Annotated in this window: 12 protein-coding genes; 6 read left to right on the forward strand and 6 right to left on the reverse strand. The window is 64.5% G+C overall.

Features of this window, described 5'->3' with window-relative positions; genetic code table 11:
- Positions 1–85: 85 nt before the first annotated feature.
- From IQ16_RS00510 to IQ16_RS00530, 5 genes are all read right to left on the reverse strand, one after another.
- Complete coding sequence (locus IQ16_RS00510; protein ID WP_018644408.1) at positions 86–952, reverse strand: beta-keto acid cleavage family enzyme; 867 nt, start codon at positions 950–952, stop codon at positions 86–88.
- 197 nt (positions 953–1,149) lie between these two features.
- Complete coding sequence (locus IQ16_RS00515) at positions 1,150–1,950, reverse strand: helix-turn-helix domain-containing protein (RefSeq protein WP_018644407.1); 801 nt, start codon at positions 1,948–1,950, stop codon at positions 1,150–1,152.
- Between the two features lie 305 nt (positions 1,951–2,255).
- Positions 2,256–2,912, reverse strand: a complete 657-nt coding sequence (locus IQ16_RS00520) for a glutathione S-transferase family protein (protein WP_018644406.1) — start codon at positions 2,910–2,912, stop codon at positions 2,256–2,258.
- Positions 2,913–2,974: 62 nt separating this feature from the next.
- Positions 2,975–4,135 (reverse strand): acyl-CoA dehydrogenase family protein, encoded by a 1,161-nt coding sequence (locus IQ16_RS00525; RefSeq protein WP_018644405.1) that lies wholly within the window; start codon positions 4,133–4,135, stop codon positions 2,975–2,977.
- A 117-nt stretch (positions 4,136–4,252) separates the two neighbouring features.
- On the reverse strand, positions 4,253–5,389 hold the full coding sequence (locus IQ16_RS00530; protein WP_018644404.1) for an acyl-CoA dehydrogenase family protein: 1,137 nt from the start codon (positions 5,387–5,389) through the stop codon (positions 4,253–4,255).
- A 267-nt stretch (positions 5,390–5,656) separates the two neighbouring features.
- Between IQ16_RS00530 and IQ16_RS00535 the strand changes: the two genes are divergently transcribed.
- A complete protein-coding gene (locus tag IQ16_RS00535) occupies positions 5,657–7,207 on the forward strand; it encodes an acyl-CoA synthetase (RefSeq protein WP_020607953.1) in 1,551 nt (516 codons plus the stop codon).
- Between the two features lie 76 nt (positions 7,208–7,283).
- The gene (locus IQ16_RS00540) at positions 7,284–8,507 is read left to right on the forward strand and encodes an ABC transporter substrate-binding protein (protein WP_018644402.1); all 1,224 of its coding nucleotides are present in this window, start codon (positions 7,284–7,286) and stop codon (positions 8,505–8,507) included.
- A 70-nt stretch (positions 8,508–8,577) separates the two neighbouring features.
- Here the strand turns inward: IQ16_RS00540 and IQ16_RS00545 are convergent, their stop codons facing one another.
- Positions 8,578–9,339, reverse strand: a complete 762-nt coding sequence (locus tag IQ16_RS00545; protein WP_026312205.1) for a helix-turn-helix transcriptional regulator — start codon at positions 9,337–9,339, stop codon at positions 8,578–8,580.
- Positions 9,340–9,526: 187 nt separating this feature from the next.
- Here IQ16_RS00545 and IQ16_RS00550 point away from each other — a divergent pair, with 187 nt between their 5' ends.
- The 4 genes from IQ16_RS00550 (at position 9,527) to IQ16_RS00565 (ending at position 15,953) form a co-directional block, all read left to right on the forward strand.
- Positions 9,527–11,791, forward strand: a complete 2,265-nt coding sequence (locus IQ16_RS00550; RefSeq protein WP_145831145.1) for a marine proteobacterial sortase target protein — start codon at positions 9,527–9,529, stop codon at positions 11,789–11,791.
- Positions 11,792–11,972: 181 nt separating this feature from the next.
- Positions 11,973–12,560, forward strand: coding sequence for a class GN sortase (locus IQ16_RS00555; protein WP_026312204.1), 588 nt, complete (start codon positions 11,973–11,975; stop codon positions 12,558–12,560).
- 123 nt (positions 12,561–12,683) lie between these two features.
- Positions 12,684–14,900, forward strand: a complete 2,217-nt coding sequence (locus tag IQ16_RS00560) for an acetate--CoA ligase family protein (RefSeq protein WP_018644398.1) — start codon at positions 12,684–12,686, stop codon at positions 14,898–14,900.
- A gap of 222 nt (positions 14,901–15,122) precedes the next feature.
- Positions 15,123–15,953 (forward strand): MlaD family protein, encoded by an 831-nt coding sequence (locus IQ16_RS00565; protein ID WP_018644397.1) that lies wholly within the window; start codon positions 15,123–15,125, stop codon positions 15,951–15,953.
- The last annotated feature ends 44 nt before the right edge of the window (positions 15,954–15,997 follow it).

The raw sequence follows: 15,997 nt of genomic DNA on the forward strand, positions 1-15,997 counted from the left end.
GCGAAGCGACGAAGCAATCCAGTCTGTTTCCGCGGATGCACTCTGGATTGCTTCGCTTCGCTCGCAATGACGGCTGGGGCTACATTCAGCGATTCGTCCCAAAGATCTTCCGCGCTTCGGCCGGCGAGGCGATCTCGCGGCCGGCGCGTCTTGCGCAAGCGGCGACGGCTTCGATGAGCTGGCCGTTCGAGGTCACCTTCTTGCCGTCGGCGAGATAGAAGGTGTCCTCGAGACCGGTGCGCAAATGCCCGCCGAGCTCGGCGCAGCGCTGATGCAGCGGCCAGATCTCTTCGCGGCCGATGGCGGTGACCTGGAAGTGCGCCTCGGGCCGTTTCAGCTTGATCAGGATCGGCAGCAGCTCGGGATCGGCAGGCATGCCGGAGGCGACGCCCATCACGAAATTATACTCGAGCGGCCCCTTGTACATGCCGACCTGGTGGTACATGCCGACGCAGCGGACGATGCCAACGTCGAAACATTCGAATTCGGGGATGGTGCCGACCGCGTTCATGACGTCGAGATAGTCCTTCACCTTCTCGACCGCGTTGTCGAACATCATCGGCGGCCAGGCCCAATTGTTGTCGGCCTTCACCTTCAGGTAATTCAGCGAACCGGCGTTGCAGGCGGCGATCTCCGGCCTGGTCTCGCGGATGCAGTCGAGCGCGCCAGAGTAGTTCGGCCCCGACACGCCCGAGGTGTGATTGATGATGACGCCGGGGCAGGCTTCGCGGATCGCCTGCTGGATCTCTTTGCTGACCGCGACCTCCCAGGACGGCAGGTGCCCCTTGCCCGCCGCCTGCTGCCGCAGGTGGATGTGCATGATGGACGCGCCGGCATCGAACGCAGCCCTGGCCTCGCGCGCCATCTGCTCGGGCGTCACGGGCACGTTGTGCTGCTTTGGGTCGGTGAGCACGCCGTTCAGCGCGCAGGTGATGACGGCCTTGTCGCTCATGCCAAAAATGTCTCGCAAGTTGAGAATTCAACGCTTGCGATCATGTGATGCGCGGCATGCGGCTTCTTGCGCGGAGAAGCTGGGAAAAACGACGAATCGTAGGGTGGTTTAGCGCAGCGTAACCCACCAACGTCTCTTACCGCGCATGCATAAGTGGTGGGTTACGCCTTCGGCTAACCCACCCTACGAGAGCGGAGCTAGCTCGCCTCTGCCAGCCGCACCGTCTCGGTGCTGCGATAAATCGCAAGATCGCGCGAGCCGACGAAGATCGCGCGCGGCTTCAGGCCGTAGAAGCGGCGGATCGAGTGGCTGAAATGCGTGGAATCGGGATAGCCGATGTCCTGCGCGAGATGGGCGAGGTTGAGGTCCTGGTTGGCGAAGTGCAGCAGATGCCGCGCGCGCTTCCAGGCCCGGAAGGAGCGGAACGAGATGCCGGTCTCTTCCTTGAACAGGTGCAAGAAGCGCGAGGCGGACAGGCCCGCCTCAGTGGCGCAGGTGTCCGCCGTGACAGGCTCGCCGGAGAAGCGCTCGATGCGGGCCACCGCGCGCATCACGCGCGGGTCGAGCACGCGGCGCGGCAGCGCCTCGCCAAAGCACATCTCGTCGAACTCGGCGGTGGTGATGTCGCCATAGCGACGCTGGCGCAACAGCGCGTAGGCGGCGAGAATCTTGCGGGCGTAGACCGCGCGATCGGGTCCGGTCAGCCGCTCGGCCAGGGCCTCGATCACGCCATCCGGCATGCTCTCGGGCTCGAGCGTCACGCTGATCGCAGTGCGGTAGTCGCTGGCGATGGAATGCCGCTGGTTCGGCAAGGTGACGAACAGCTCGCCGGTGGCGAGGGCGTCGTCGATGGTCAGGTGCAGATTACCCTTCACCGCCACGTAGACATGGCAACAGCCGGGCGTCCGCTTGCGGGGGCGACCGAGCAGGCCCGCATAAAACACCCGCTCCGGCGTGATCAGCATCAGATGGTCGGATTCGCGACCGTTATATTCCATTGGGCTCCTCCTCGCGCGGCTCTCTGGCCGCTGCGGACGGAGGTCACCTTAGCGGAAATTTGGGCGCTGTCACGACGGGATAGCGCTGTCATGGACGCGCAAAAGATTAGAGTTCCGGGAGGGCGGTGAGCCGTGGCCGGAACTCTCGCCAGCATCGTCGTCCTGGACAAGCGCAGCGAAGCGAAGCGCAGATCCAGGACCCATTACCACAGGAAGGAATTTGACGAAGATCGGCGGCTGCACCTCCCACTCCAAACGATGACCGGGGTAATGGGTCCTGGCTTTCGCCAGGACGACGGCTGGGGTTACGCCCTCACCCTCGGCGCAATATTCTGTTCCTTGCCGGCCTTTTGCTCCGCAACAACGGCGCGCTTGAAGCCGTCGCGCTGCTGCAGGCGGGCCCAATAGGCTGCGACATTTGGCCCGAAGTCCTTGGCGAGGCCGATACTGTCGGCGAGGCGCAGCGCATAACCAATGACAATGTCAGCGGCGGTGAAGCGGCCGGCGCACAAGGTTTCAGCATTCGCGGTCGCTGCCTCAACGGCGCGCAGCCGCCCCAGGAACCATTTTGCGTAATCGGTCGCGACCTGCGGATTGCGGCGCTCCTCCGGCTCGAGTTGGGTGTATCTGAGCACCAGCGTCTGCGGGAAGGTTAACGTGGCATCGGAAAAATACATCCAGTTCAGGAACGCGCCATAGGCGGGATCCTCAGGCCCGACCATCAGAGGCGTCGGGCCGTATTTGATGCCGAGATAGTGGCAGATGCCGGACGACTCGGTCATCCTGGTCTCGCCGTCGATCATGAAGGGAATGGTGCCGAGCGGATTGAGCGCAAGATAATCCTTGGCGAAGACGCGCGGCGGGAACGGCAGCATCTTCAACTCGTACGGCAGCCCCATCTCCTCCAGCATCCAGAGCGGACGGAACGAGCGCGCGGCGTCGCAGTGATAGAGCGTGATCATGATGCATTCCCCCTAGAGCATGATCCGGAAAAGTGTGAAGCGGTTTTCCGACAAGATCATGCTCAAACTTTATGGCTGCCGGGCAGCGTACCCATCATCTTGCACAGGACCATCAGCATGACCTCGTCGGCGCCACCTCCGATCGAGGTCAGGCGGCTGTCGCGATAGGCACGGCTGACCGGCGTCTCGTTGGTAAAGCCCATTCCGCCCCAATATTGCAAGCAGGCGTCGGTGAGCTCGCGGCCGAGCCGGCCGGCCTTGAGCTTGGCCATGGTCGCAAGCCGCGTCACGTCCTCGCCGGCGACCAGCTGCTCGCCGGCGCGATAGATCAGCGCGCGCAACAGCTCGACCTCGGTCTGCATCTCCGCGAGCTTGAAGTGCACGACCTGGTTGTCGAGGATGCTGTGGCCGAAAGCCTTGCGGTTGCGGGTGTACTCGATGGTCTGGTCGATGATGTATTCGTGCGCCTTCAAACAGGCCGCCGCGCCCCAGAGCCGCTCCTCCTGGAACTGGATCATCTGGTAGGTGAAACCCTTGCCTTCCTCGCCGATCCGGTTGCGCTTGGGCACGCGGACATTGTCGAAGAAAATCTGCGCGGTGTCGGACGAGCGCATGCCCAACTTGTCGAGCTTGCGTGCGACGGTGACGCCCTTGCTCTTCATGGGCACGCAGATCAGCGACTTGTTGCGGTGGACGGGCCCCTCGCCGGTGTTGGCGAGCAGGCAGATCCAGTCGGCCTGGGTTCCGTTGGTGATCCACATCTTGCCGCCATTGATGACGTAATCGTCGCCGTCGGCGCGCGCAGCGGTCTTGATCGAGGCGACATCCGAGCCGGCGCCGGGCTCGGAGACGCCGATGCAGGCGACGTAATCGCCGGAGATCGAGGGCGCCAGAAACTCACGCCGCACCTCGTCCGAGCCGAACCGCGCCAGCGCCGGCGTCGCCATGTCGGTCTGCACCCCGATCGCCATCGGCACGCCGCCGCAGGTGATGGCGCCCAGCTCCTCAGCCATCATCAGCGCGTAGGAGTAGTCGAGACCCGAGCCGCCGAACTCAACCGGCTTGTTCAGGCCGAGAAAGCCGAGGCTGCCCATCTTCTTGAACAGCTCATGCGCCGGGAAGATGTCGGCCTTCTCCCATTCATCGACGTGAGGATTGATCTCATTCGCGATGAATTTCTGCAGGGAGCGGCGGATGTCGTCGTGGTCGGCGGTGAATAGCATTTTATCCCCTTCGTCATTCCGGGGCACCCGCAACGCGGGTGAACCCGGAATCTCGATATTATTGGACTCATCTCGAGGTCCCGGGTTCGCGCTTCGCGCGCCCCGGGACGACGGTTGTCACAACCCCATCTGCCTTGACGCCAGATCCTTCATGATCTCCTCGGTGCCGCCGCCGATGGCGTTGACCTTGACCTCGCGGTAGATGCGCTCGGCCTTGATGCCGCGCATGAAGCCGGCGCCACCGAAAATCTGCACGGCTTCCGAGGCGCAGAACGCCATGGTCTGCGTCGCCTGGTTCTTCATCATGCAGATCTCGGCGACCGGGCTTTCGCCCTGCTCCAGCCGCCAGGCCAGCATCTCCAGCATCGCCTGACTGGCCGCGACCTTCTGTGCCATGTCGACGATCTTGTGGCGGATGACCTGGTGCTGGACGAGCGGCTTGCCGAAGGTCTTGCGTTCCTTCGCGTAGGCGATCGCCTCGTCGAGGCAGACGCGGGCGAAGGCCGTGCAGCTCGCCGCCATGCCCATCCGCTCGCTGTTGAAGTTCCGCATGATGATCTTGAAGCCCTGGCCCTCCTCGCCGATCAAATTCTCGGCCGGCACGCGGCAGTCGTCGAAATGCAGCGTCGCGGTATCGGAGGCCCACCAGCCCATCTTCTTCAGCTTCGTTCGCGACAGGCCGGGCGTATCGCCCTCGATCAGGAGCAGGCTGACACCGCCGGCGCCCTCGCCGCCGGTGCGCACCGCAACGGTCAGGTAATCGGCGCGCACGCCCGAGGTGATGAAGGTCTTTTCGCCGGTCACGACGTAGTGATCGCCGTCGCGCCGTGCCCTGGTACGGAGGTTCGCGACATCGGAGCCGCCGCCCGGCTCGGTGATCGCGAGCGCGGAGATCTTCTCGCCCGACAGCACCTGCGGCAGCACGCGTGCCTTCACCTCGGCCCGCGCCGCGCGCGCGATCGGCGGCGAGCCGATGGTGTGGCTCATCAGGCTGGCGCTGACGCCGCCGGCGCCGGCCCGCGCCAGTTCCTGGCTGGCGACGATCTTCATGAACTGGTCGGCGGCGATGCCGCCGTATTCCTCGGGGAATCCAAGTCCCAGAAGGCCGATTTCGGCGGCCTTGCGATAGAGCTCGCGCGGAAATTCGCCGGCTTCGTCCCATTCATGGGCGAACGGGGCGATCTCCTTCTCGACGAAGCGGCGCATGACGTTGCGGAAGGCGTCGTGCTCGGCGGTATAGAACGGGCTCTTCATCGTGGTCTCGCCCTGTTGGCGGATTCGTCGCGTCCACCATGGCTGGAACATTTGCCGTTCACTTGCGCAGAGTGGCTGACTGGGGAACCGCTTCACCGCAGCCTGCGACCTAGCAACTCAACGCAAGACGATTTTCATCCCTCGCAGGCCAACTCCAAATCAAAAAAAGACGTGGTGCACAAACTCCGGCTGGCCCTCGCGGCCACGCCGGGCATGGTGCCCGGCAAGAGGATACCAGGCGGCACAAATCCGCCGAGGGAGGGATTTTTGGCCGTTCGTTACTACGACTGGATCGCCCACCATGGCCGCCGCACGCCCGGCAAGGTCGCGCTCATCGATCTCGCGAGCGAACGCCGCTTCAGCTATTCGCAGCTCGACGCCCGCGTCTCGCGCCTTGCCTCGTTCCTGCGTCACGGGTTGAAGGTCTCGCGCGGCGACCGCGTCGCCGTGCTGGCACTGAACACGACCGATACGCTGGAGGTGCAGTTCGCCTGCGGCCGGTTAGGCGCCATCTTCGTGCCGCTGAACACCCGCCTCACCGTCCCCGAACTCCAGTTCATCACCGCCGACTGCGCACCGAAGGTGATGATCCACGATACCGATCTGGCCGAGACCGCGCTCAGCGTCGCAAAGCTCTGCAACGTCGCGACCAACCTGTTGCTTGGCCCGGGCGGGACCTACGAGGCCGGTATCGCTGCCGCAAAGCCGCTGGACCGTATCGAGGAGGTCACGCTCGATGACGTCTCGACCATCATGTACACCTCTGGCACGACGGGGCATCCGAAGGGCGCGACCATCACCCATGGCATGACCTTCTGGAATTGCGTCAATCTCGGCGGCCCCGCCTGCATCGGGCCGGCCTCGGTGCTGCTCACCGTGCTGCCGCTGTTCCACACCGGTGGGCTGAATTGCTACACCAATCCCGTGCTGCATGCCGGCGGCACGGTCATGATCATGCGCGCCTTCGATCCCGGCACGGCGCTCGGCCTGATCAACGATCCCGCGCAGGGCATCAACGTGTTCTTCGGCGTACCCGCAATCTACCAGTTCATGGCACAGCATCCGGCCTTCGCGACCACCGATCTGTCCCGGCTGATCGTCGGCGGTGTCGGCGGCGCGCCGATGCCGGTGCCGCTCTTGAAGGTGTGGGAGGCGCGCGGCGTCGCGCTGCAGCAGGGCTACGGCATGACCGAGACCTCGCCGGCCGTGCTGGTGCTCGACCGCGAGGATGCGGCACGGAAAGCCGGCTCCGCCGGCAAGCCCGTGCTGCACACGGAGGTGCGCATCGTGCGGCCCGACGGCAGCGATGCCGATGTCGGCGAGCTGGGCGAACTCTGGGTTCGCGGGCCGAACATCACGCCGGGCTACTGGAACAGGCCGGAGGCGAACAAGACCGCCTTCACCGGCGGCTGGCTGCATACGGGCGATGCGACGCGCGTCGACGAAGAGGGCTTCTACTACATCGTCGACCGCTGGAAGGACATGTACATTTCCGGCGGCGAGAACGTCTATCCAGCCGAGGTCGAGAACGTCCTGCACCAGCTCACCGCGATCGCGGAAGCCGCCGTGATCGGCATTTCCGATCCGCAATGGGGCGAGGTCGGCCTTGCCATCGTCGCCGTCAAACAGGGCCAGCGGCTGACCGAGGCGGATGTGTTCGCGCATTGCGCGGCCAATCTGGCCCGCTTCAAATGTCCGCGCCAGATCCGCTTCGTCGATGCGCTACCGCGCAACGCTACCGGCAAAATTCACAAGCCGACCTTGCGCAAGGAATTCTCCGTCGTCTCGGAGGTCGACAGGAAAGTCGCCAACGCCTGATCGAAGCGCCCCTTGCGGGCGCTTTTTCTTTTTTGAAGTGCCTACCCCAGCCAACAAGAAACCCCAAGGAATTTCCATGAAGAACAAGAAACTCTCCCTGCTCGCCGCGGCTGCCGCCATGACATTGCTCTCGGTCCAGGGCGCCCAGGCGCAGAAGAAATACGACACCGGCGTCACCGACACCGAGATCAAGATCGGCAATGTCGAGGCCTATTCGGGGCCTGCGTCCGCCTACGGCATCATCGGCAAGACCGAGGAAGCCTACTTCAAGATGATCAACGACCAGGGCGGCATCAACGGTCGCAAGATCAACTGGATTTCCTATGACGACGGCTATTCGCCGCCGAAGACCGTGGAGCAGGTCCGCAAGCTGATCGAGAGCGACGAGGTGTTCCTGGTGTTCAACGCGCTGGGCACACCGACCCAGACCGCCGTGCAGAAATATCACAACACCAAGAAGGTACCGCAGCTGTTCCTCGCGACCGGCGCCAGCAAGTGGAACGACCCGAAGAATTTTCCATGGACCATGGGCTTCCAGCCCAGCTACCGGGTCGAGGCCCAGATCTTCGCAAAATACATTCTGAAGGAGAAGCCGGACGCGAAGGTCGCGATCTTTTATGCCAACGACGATTTCGGCAAGGACTACCTCGCCGGCATCAAGGACGTGTTCGGTGACAAGGCCTCGAAGCTGATCGTCGCCGAGGAGAGCTACGAGACCTCGGAGCCCTCGATCGACGCCCATATCGTCAAGCTCAAGGGCACCGGCGCCGATGTCTTCGTCAACATCGCGACTCCTAAATTCGCAGCTCAAGCCATCAAGAAGATCGCGGAGCTCGAGTGGAAGCCGATGCACCTGATGACCGACGTTTCGGTGTCGATCGGCGCGGTGATGAAGCCGGCCGGCCTCGAGGCATCCGAAGGCGTGCTGTCGGCCGGTTATCTGAAGGATGCCTCGGATCCGCAGTGGAAGGACGACGAGGGCATGAAGAAGTTTATGACCTTCATCGACAAGTACATGCCCGGCGCAAACATCTCCGACGCCAATCTGGTTTACGCCTATGCTGCGGCCCAGACGATGGTGCAGGTGCTGAAGCAGTCCGGCGACAATCTGACCCGTGAGAACGTGATGAAGCAGGCTGCCAGCCTGAAGGACTTCGTCCCCGACACGCTGATCCCCGGCATCAAGATCAACACCTCGTCCACGGACTTCGCGCCGATCGAGCAGCTCAAGATGTGGCGGTTCAAGAAGGGCCAGTGGGAGCTGTTCGGCGACATCATCAGCGCCGACCCGAGCGGCTAGCTCGCGACGCATGGTCCGCGCACGAAAGATGGCGGCCGCGAGGCCGCCATCTCTTTATCCGCGGGTGAACCTAGGCCGGCAGGAACAGCGCGAACGGCTCTTCCACCGTGCGACGCAGGTGCTTTCGGTACAGCTCATAGTTGGCATCGCCGGGCGCGACGCGTCCCAAAGACGGTTTTGGAATGTTCCTGATCGGCACATAGGCGATGGGCGCGGCGATCGGCGTCAGCTGCGAGCCGGGGCCGGCGCGGAGCGTCGAGATGATGCCGTACATCTCGCCGGCGACCGTCGGCCGCGACACCGTGATCACACGGTGCTGACCATGCTTGATGATGACGAGATAGATGAAGCCGGACTGATGGGGAACGGCGACCTCGCCGGTGTGCTCATAGGCGGTATCGGTCCGCTCGCCCTCGCGGAACACCAGCGATGAGACCTTCGGCTCCCAGACGATCTCGGTGCGGTAGGCGAAGATCGCATCCTTGTCGCCGAAGGACGGCCGCAGCGTGATGTAGACGTCCTCGAGCCAGGTCACCGCGCGATGCGCATAGGAGCCGAGGCTGTCGGGCGCGACGTCGTTTGCGGCGGGAGGCGTCACCACGGCGGCGCTCTTGCGCAGGGACACACCCAGCGCCTGCTCGAGCCGGACCGTCGTCGCCAAGGTGAACGGCCGGCGGCCGCCTAAAACCTTCTCCAGCGTCGACAGACTAAGCTTGGCCTGCTCGGCCAGCGCCTGCCGGGAGATCCGGCGTCTGGCCAGCTCCTCGCGAATGGTCTCCGCGATCTCGCGGCTCTGCTCGTCTGAAAGCCGCTTGTCGGCCTGCGTCTGCATCGTCAACCCTGCCCTGGGAGTGCCATCCTAGCAGGGCGGACAAACCAGCACAAAACCGCACATGGCCGCCCCGGCGGCGGGCCCGTCCGGCTGGCGGCGGCGGAACATTGCCGATCATTCTGCTCGCGAAATCAGGCCCTCCCGGCGGATGCTGAAGGCCAGCAAACACCCTTCGGGAGCAGGCCAAATGAGTACCTACGACACCGCCGAGGACGACGAACACCCCCTGCTCGGCCGGCTGATCAAGGTCGGATTGTTTCTCCTCGCGCAGTGCATCGCGGTGATGCTGGTCGCCTTCGTGGCGCTGCTGGTGAGCTTCGGGACGGGTTGGTCGGCAACGACGGAACAGGCCAGCCTGCTTCAGCCCGGCGAGGCACGGTCGGGCAGCCTGCTGCTGAAGGAGGACGGAGCCTATACCGAGGCGATCCGCCTCGGCACCGACATCGACATCACGGTATCGGGCCCGACGCTACGCGCCCGCGTCACCCAGGTGTTTCGCAATCCGACCAAGGACTGGGTCGAGGCCACCTATGTCTATCCGCTCGCAACCAATGGTGCCGTCGACGCACTGAAGATGGTGGTCGGCGACCGCGTCATCGTCGGCGACGTCAAGGAGCGGCAGCAGGCCCGCGTGATCTACGAGCAGGCGCGCAGCGCCGGCCAGAAGGCCGCGCTGACCGAGCAGGAGCGGCCCAACATCTTCACAAACTCGGTCGCCAATATCGGCCCCGGCGAAACCGTGCTGGTGCAGATCGAATACCAGGAGCCGGTGCACCAATCCGGTAATGAATATTCGATGCGCCTGCCGCTGGTGGTCGCCCCGCGCTACAATCCGGCGCCGATCGTGCAGAGCGTCGACTTCCGCCAGGACGGCTCCGGCTGGGGCGCGACGACGTCGAACCCGGTGCCGGATCGCGATCGTATCTCGCCGCCTGTGCTGGATCCCGCGAAGAACGTACCGGTCAATCCGACCAGCATCGCGGTGCGCCTGAAGGCCGGCTTTGCGCTCGGCGAGGTCAGGAGTCACCACCACAACGTCAAGATCGAAAGCCCTGATAACACGACGCATGTCGTCTCGCTCGCTGACGGCGCCGTCCCCGCGGACCGCGATTTCGAGCTGACCTGGAAACCAGCTGCCGAGAAGGCCCCGTCGGTCGGCCTGTTCCGCGAGCATGTCGGCGATGCCGACTATTTGCTCGCCTTCGTGACGCCGCCCAGCGCCGAACAGGCAACGCAGAAGCCGCTGCCGCGCGAGGTCGTGTTCGTGATCGACAATTCCGGTTCGATGGGCGGCACCTCCATCGTCCAGGCCAAGGCGAGCCTGCTCTATGCCCTCGGCCGCCTGCAGCCCAATGACCGGTTCAACGTGATCCGTTTCGACGACACCATGGACGTGCTGTTCCCGGCCTCCGTGCCGGCGGACGCCGCCCATGTCGGCGAAGCGAATGCGTTCGTCAGCGCGTTGCAGGCGCGCGGCGGCACCGAGATGGTGCCGGCGATGCGCGCCGCGCTGACCGACAAGATCAGCGACACGAGCATGGTTCGCCAGGTTGTGTTCCTGACCGACGGTGCGATCGGCAACGAGCAGCAATTGTTCGAGACCATCACGGCGATGCGCGGCCGCTCGCGCGTGTTCATGGTCGGCATCGGGTCTGCGCCCAACACCTATCTGATGACGCGCGCCGCCGAGCTCGGCCGCGGGGCCTTCACCCATATCGGCTCGGTCGAGCAGGTCGAGGAGCGCATGCGCGGCCTGTTCGCCAAGCTGGAAAACCCGGCGGTGACCGGCCTCACCGCAAAATTCTCCGACGCCAAGGCCGACGTCACGCCGGCGATCATTCCGGACGTCTATCGCGACGAGCCGCTGGTGCTGGCGGCGAGGCTCGACAAGCTCGCCGGCTCGCTTGAGATCAAGGGACGCGTCGGCGACCGCCCCTGGTCGGTGACGCTGCCGCTGCAGAACGCCGCCGAAGGCAAGGGCCTGTCAAAGCTCTGGGCTCGGCGCAAGATCGGCGATGCCGAGGTGGCACGCACCTTGCGCGAGATGACGCCAGATGACTCCGACAAGGCGATCCTGGCGCTGGCGCTCGACCATCAGCTCGTTACGCGGCTCACCAGCCTCGTCGCGGTCGACAAGACCCCGAGCCGGCCCGAGGGCGAACCGCTCAAGCTCAGCGACCTGCCGATCAATCTGCCGGCCGGCTGGGATTTCGAGAAAGTGTTCGGCGAACGGCCGCATCTGACGCCGACGCAGCTGCGCGAGCGCCATGCCGATGCGCGCAATCAGCCGGCGACGCGACGGCCGGCGCCCGCCGCACCCGATGCGATCCGTTTGCCCAAGACCGCAACCTCGGCCGAGCTGAAGATGATCGCAGGCTTCATCCTGATCGTGCTCGCCCTGGTCCTGTTCGTGTTCAACCGGCGTCAGCCCTTGCTCACTGACGCCGCTTGAGAGAGGAGCATCCCCGAACTCCTCTGTTAGCGCGCGCGGCTGCCCGTCCCGTACAACGGCCGCGCGCGCCTTTTTATTGATCGTCATTGCGAGGAGCGAAGCGACGAAGCAATCCAGACTGCCGCCGCGGAGACAGTCTGGATTGCTTCGCTTCGCTCGCAATGACGGGAGACGAAGCACAATGCCCCGCCTCATCTCTCCCCCGGTCTTGGCGCTGATCGGCCTCATCCTGTTCGGCGATGGCGCCTACATCCACGCCAAGGCGTGGCTGGCGCAGGTGCTGCTGGAACGGGCGTTCGACCGAAGCATTGCGATGGGACAGGCGGTCAAGCCGTGGTCCTGGGCCGACACCTGGCCGGTCGCGCGGATCGAGGTGAAGCGGATCGGCGCCAGCGCCATCGTGCTGGAAGGCGCGAGCGGACAGGCGCTCGCTTTCGGACCCGGCCATATCCAGCACACGGCCGATGCGGGCGAACGCGGGATTGCCGTCTATGCCGCGCATCGCGATACTCATTTCCGCTTCCTGCGCAATGTTGTCATGGGTGACATCATCGATGTCACACGCAGCGACGGCCAACATTTTCGCTATCGCGCAGATTCCTCGGCCGTGGTTCGCTTCGATGAATCAGGTATCGACGCCACGGAAGGGGGATTCGAGCTTGTCCTCGCGACCTGCTGGCCATTCGATGCCGTCACATCCGGCCCCGAGCGCTACATCCTGCATGCAACATTGATTGGGAGCCGACAGATAGATCGCCGATCGGAATGACACGCATCGACGCGCACTTCATTCCACCACACGGCATACCAGCCACACGGTTGCCACTCCGAAGGACTCGCCATAGAAGAGAGTGACGCGCCACCAAATAAGAACAACAGGTGAGGTCACGCCATGGAAGCCCGTGTGTCTGCAGCGTCCGCGTCCCGTCCATGGTCTCCGCCACCCGATGCCAGCGACATCGTCAAGGGAATCCACGCCATGCTGCACCCGCACAACATCGTGCTGGTGGGCGCGACCGACAAGCCCGGCAATTATGCCGAGCGCATCTGGAACAATCTGGTCAAATACGGTTTCGAGGGCGGGCTCTATCCAGTCAACGCCAAGCGCGAGAGCATCTGGGGCGTCACCTGCTACAAGGATTTCGCCAGCCTTCCCGAAAAGCCCGATCACGTGCTGGTGCTGGTGCCGGCGCGTTTCGCCGTGCAGGTGATCCGCGATGCTGCTGCGGCCGGCGCGCGCTCGGCCACCATCGTCACGTCGGGCTTCAGCGAGCTGCAGGATGACGAGAGCCAGAGGCTCGCCGCCGAATTGCAGGCGGCGGTGCGCGAGACGGGTCTCGCCGTCACCGGCCCGAATTGCCTCGGCAACCTAAGCGCGGGCGAAAAACTCTTCACCAATATCGACGACCGCATCGTCACCATGGAACAGGGCGCGGTGGCGATCGCCGGCCAATCCGGCGCCATCGTCATGGCGATCCGCCAGGCGCTGGAGGATCGCGGCGTCGGTGTCGGCTACATGGTGACGACAGGCAATGAGGCCGGGCTCGAGACGCCGGACCTGATGCGCTATTTCGCCGAAGATCCGAGCATCAAAGTGATCGTCGTCTATCTCGAAGGCGTGCGCAACACCAAGGCGTTTCGCGATGCCTGCAAGGCGGCACGCGCCGCCAGCAAGCCGGTGATCGCGCTCAAACTCGGCGCATCCGAGGGCGGCCGCGCCGCGGCGATGGCGCATACCGGGGCGCTGGCAGGATCGATCGAGACCTTCGACGCCATCGCCACGCGCGAAGGCGTCATTCGCGTCGGCGGCCTCGACGAGCTGATCGAGACCACCGAATGCTTCGTTCATTCTGCCGTGCCCAGAGGCGACCGGCTCGCCGCCGTGACGCTGTCCGGCGGCAAGCGCGGCATGCTGCTTGACGCCTTCTATGCAGAAGGCCTCAACTTCGCGCCGATGAGCCCGCACGTCGGGTCCGAACTGGCGAAGATGCTCGGGCCGGGCTCGATCGTCGGCAATCCGCTCGACGCCGGCTTTGCCGCGGTGGTCGATCCCTCCGTCTACATGAAGTCGATCAAGCTGATGATCGACGATCCCGACATCGACATCGTCATCATCGACGCCGAGCTGCCGAAGGCGCCGCACGAGGTGCGGGAGCGGAACTTGCGTATCGTCGACGACATGGCGAGCGGGGCCGGCAAGCCCGTGATCTATATCAGCGCGATGTCGATCGGCTTCACCGACTTCACCAAGGGCTTGCGCAAATCACTCCCCCATCTCGCGGTGATGCAGGGCATGGACCGCGCGGTGACCGCGATCAAGTCGCTGCTCGCCTATGCGAAGCTGCGCAAGGAGGTGCCCGATATCGTCTCGAGCTCGAAGCCCGCCGCGCGCGCCGTGCTGGAGAAGGTGCTGAACTCGGCGAACGGCGCCGCGCTCGACGAGGTCGCCTCGAAGAAGCTGCTGAAAGCCTATGGCATCCCGATCTCGAAGGAAGCGATCGCGCAGACGGCGGCGGAGGCAGTGAAGATCGCCAGGCAGATCGGTTTCCCCGTCGTCGCAAAGGTCGTCAGCGCCGAGATCCTGCACAAGTCCGACATCGGCGGCGTGGTGCTGAACCTCAACAGCGCGGCCGAGGTGAAAAAGGCGTTCACCGACATCACCGCGCGCGTGGCGAAGCTCAAGGGCAAGCCGAAGCTCGACGGCATTTTGATCGCGCAGCAGGTCAAGGCCGATCTCGAGCTCGTGGTCGGCGCCTCGCTCGACGCCGAGATGGGTCCGGTCGTGCTGTTCGGCACCGGCGGCATCGACATCGAGCTGATGAAGGACGTCGCGCTCGCCGGCGCGCCGCTGGACGAGGCCGAGGCGCGGCTGCTGATCGGCCGCACCAAGGCCGGCATCAAGATGCGCGGCTATCGCGGCAAACCCGCCCTGCACGAGGCCTCCGCGGTGAAGGCGCTGGTCGGCCTGTCCAATCTGATCGCGGATGCCGGCGACCGGATCGCATCGATCGACATCAATCCGTTCCTGATCAATGCCAGGGCAGGTGTGGCCGTCGACGCCCTGATCGTTCTGAACAACGCTGCGGCAAAGCGTGCGGCCGGACATTGATGTCGCGTAGTACCATAGGGTGGATTAGCCACCGGGTCCGCGCTATGCGCGGCCCGATGACAGGCTCCGCGTAATCCACCAACTCACGTGGCGGGCGAACAGAAACGGTGGGTTACGCTTCCGCCTTCGCTCTGCGAGCTTCGGCGGACAAGTCGTTAACCCGCCCGATGTACCATCGCGGCCTTCTTCCAACTTCCCCGCTTTGGCCGTAGACTCAGCCTCATGGCACGCGCGAGCAATCTTGTGATCGGAACAGTGACGCTGGCGGTGATCGCCGTGGCGTTCGGCGGCCTGCTCGGCGTGCAGAAATGGCGGACCATCCAGAGCCGCAGCCAGTTGCGCGTGGTGTTCGAGGGCGGCTCCGCCAGCGGCCTGCGCCGCGGCGGCCCGGTCAATTTCGACGGCGTGCTCGCGGGCCAGATCCTGTCGATCAAGCTGGACAATCCCCGCAAGGTCGTGGCGCTGGTGATGCTCGACAACTCCGCGCCGATCCGCAAGGACACCGTGGCCGGTATCGAGTTCCAGGGTCTCACCGGCGTCGCCGCGGTCTCCTTGATCGGCGGAGCGCCCTCCGCGCCGCCGGTACCGCTGGATTCGGACGGCATTCCCGTGCTCACCGCCGATCTCAGCGATGTCGAATCCATCGTCGACACCCTGCACAGCGTCGACCGCACCATCGTGAGCAACGCCCCCGCGATCAAGGAGGGCCTGCGCACGTTCGAGACCTATACCGCCGATCTCAGGAGCAAGGGCGGCGAGATCGATGCCGTGATGGCCAAGGTCGACAGCGCCTTTGCGGGATTCGACAAGGCCGTCACCAAGATCGAGGGCGTGGTGCCCGGCTTCGTCGACGGCAAGGCCGACGAGCTGTTCGAAAAGGTGCAGGGGCTGCACGAGCTCGCGGACATGATGAGGAAAAAGTCGGCGAGCTATATCGAGGACATCCGCCGCTCGCTGCTCGACGTCAGTGAGACCGCCAACAAGATGGCCGGCACGCCTGTGCCCGCTGCCGTCCCGCGCCCGCCACGCAAGCCTCCGCAGAAGAAGCAGTAGCGCACCTTCTTACCCTCCCCTGGAGGGGGAGGGTCGATCGCGCG

The organism is Bradyrhizobium huanghuaihaiense, assembly GCF_007830635.1.
Taxonomy (GTDB): Bacteria; Pseudomonadota; Alphaproteobacteria; order Rhizobiales; family Xanthobacteraceae; genus Bradyrhizobium; species Bradyrhizobium huanghuaihaiense.

What these genes read in the sequence shown, in the direction of transcription:
- IQ16_RS00520 (WP_018644406.1), bottom strand. Translation starts at nt 2,912, where the DNA reads ATGATCACGCTCTATCACTGCGACGCCGCGCGCTCGTTCCGTCCGCTC.
- IQ16_RS00560 (WP_018644398.1), top strand. Translation starts at nt 12,684, where the DNA reads ATGGAAGCCCGTGTGTCTGCAGCGTCCGCGTCCCGTCCATGGTCTCCG.
- IQ16_RS00565 (WP_018644397.1), top strand. Translation starts at nt 15,123, where the DNA reads ATGGCACGCGCGAGCAATCTTGTGATCGGAACAGTGACGCTGGCGGTG.
- IQ16_RS00545 (WP_026312205.1), bottom strand. Translation starts at nt 9,339, where the DNA reads ATGCAGACGCAGGCCGACAAGCGGCTTTCAGACGAGCAGAGCCGCGAG.
- IQ16_RS00555 (WP_026312204.1), top strand. Translation starts at nt 11,973, where the DNA reads ATGCCCCGCCTCATCTCTCCCCCGGTCTTGGCGCTGATCGGCCTCATC.
- IQ16_RS00540 (WP_018644402.1), top strand. Translation starts at nt 7,284, where the DNA reads ATGAAGAACAAGAAACTCTCCCTGCTCGCCGCGGCTGCCGCCATGACA.
- IQ16_RS00515 (WP_018644407.1), bottom strand. Translation starts at nt 1,950, where the DNA reads ATGGAATATAACGGTCGCGAATCCGACCATCTGATGCTGATCACGCCG.
- IQ16_RS00530 (WP_018644404.1), bottom strand. Translation starts at nt 5,389, where the DNA reads ATGAAGAGCCCGTTCTATACCGCCGAGCACGACGCCTTCCGCAACGTC.
- IQ16_RS00510 (WP_018644408.1), bottom strand. Translation starts at nt 952, where the DNA reads ATGAGCGACAAGGCCGTCATCACCTGCGCGCTGAACGGCGTGCTCACC.
- IQ16_RS00525 (WP_018644405.1), bottom strand. Translation starts at nt 4,135, where the DNA reads ATGCTATTCACCGCCGACCACGACGACATCCGCCGCTCCCTGCAGAAA.
- IQ16_RS00550 (WP_145831145.1), top strand. Translation starts at nt 9,527, where the DNA reads ATGAGTACCTACGACACCGCCGAGGACGACGAACACCCCCTGCTCGGC.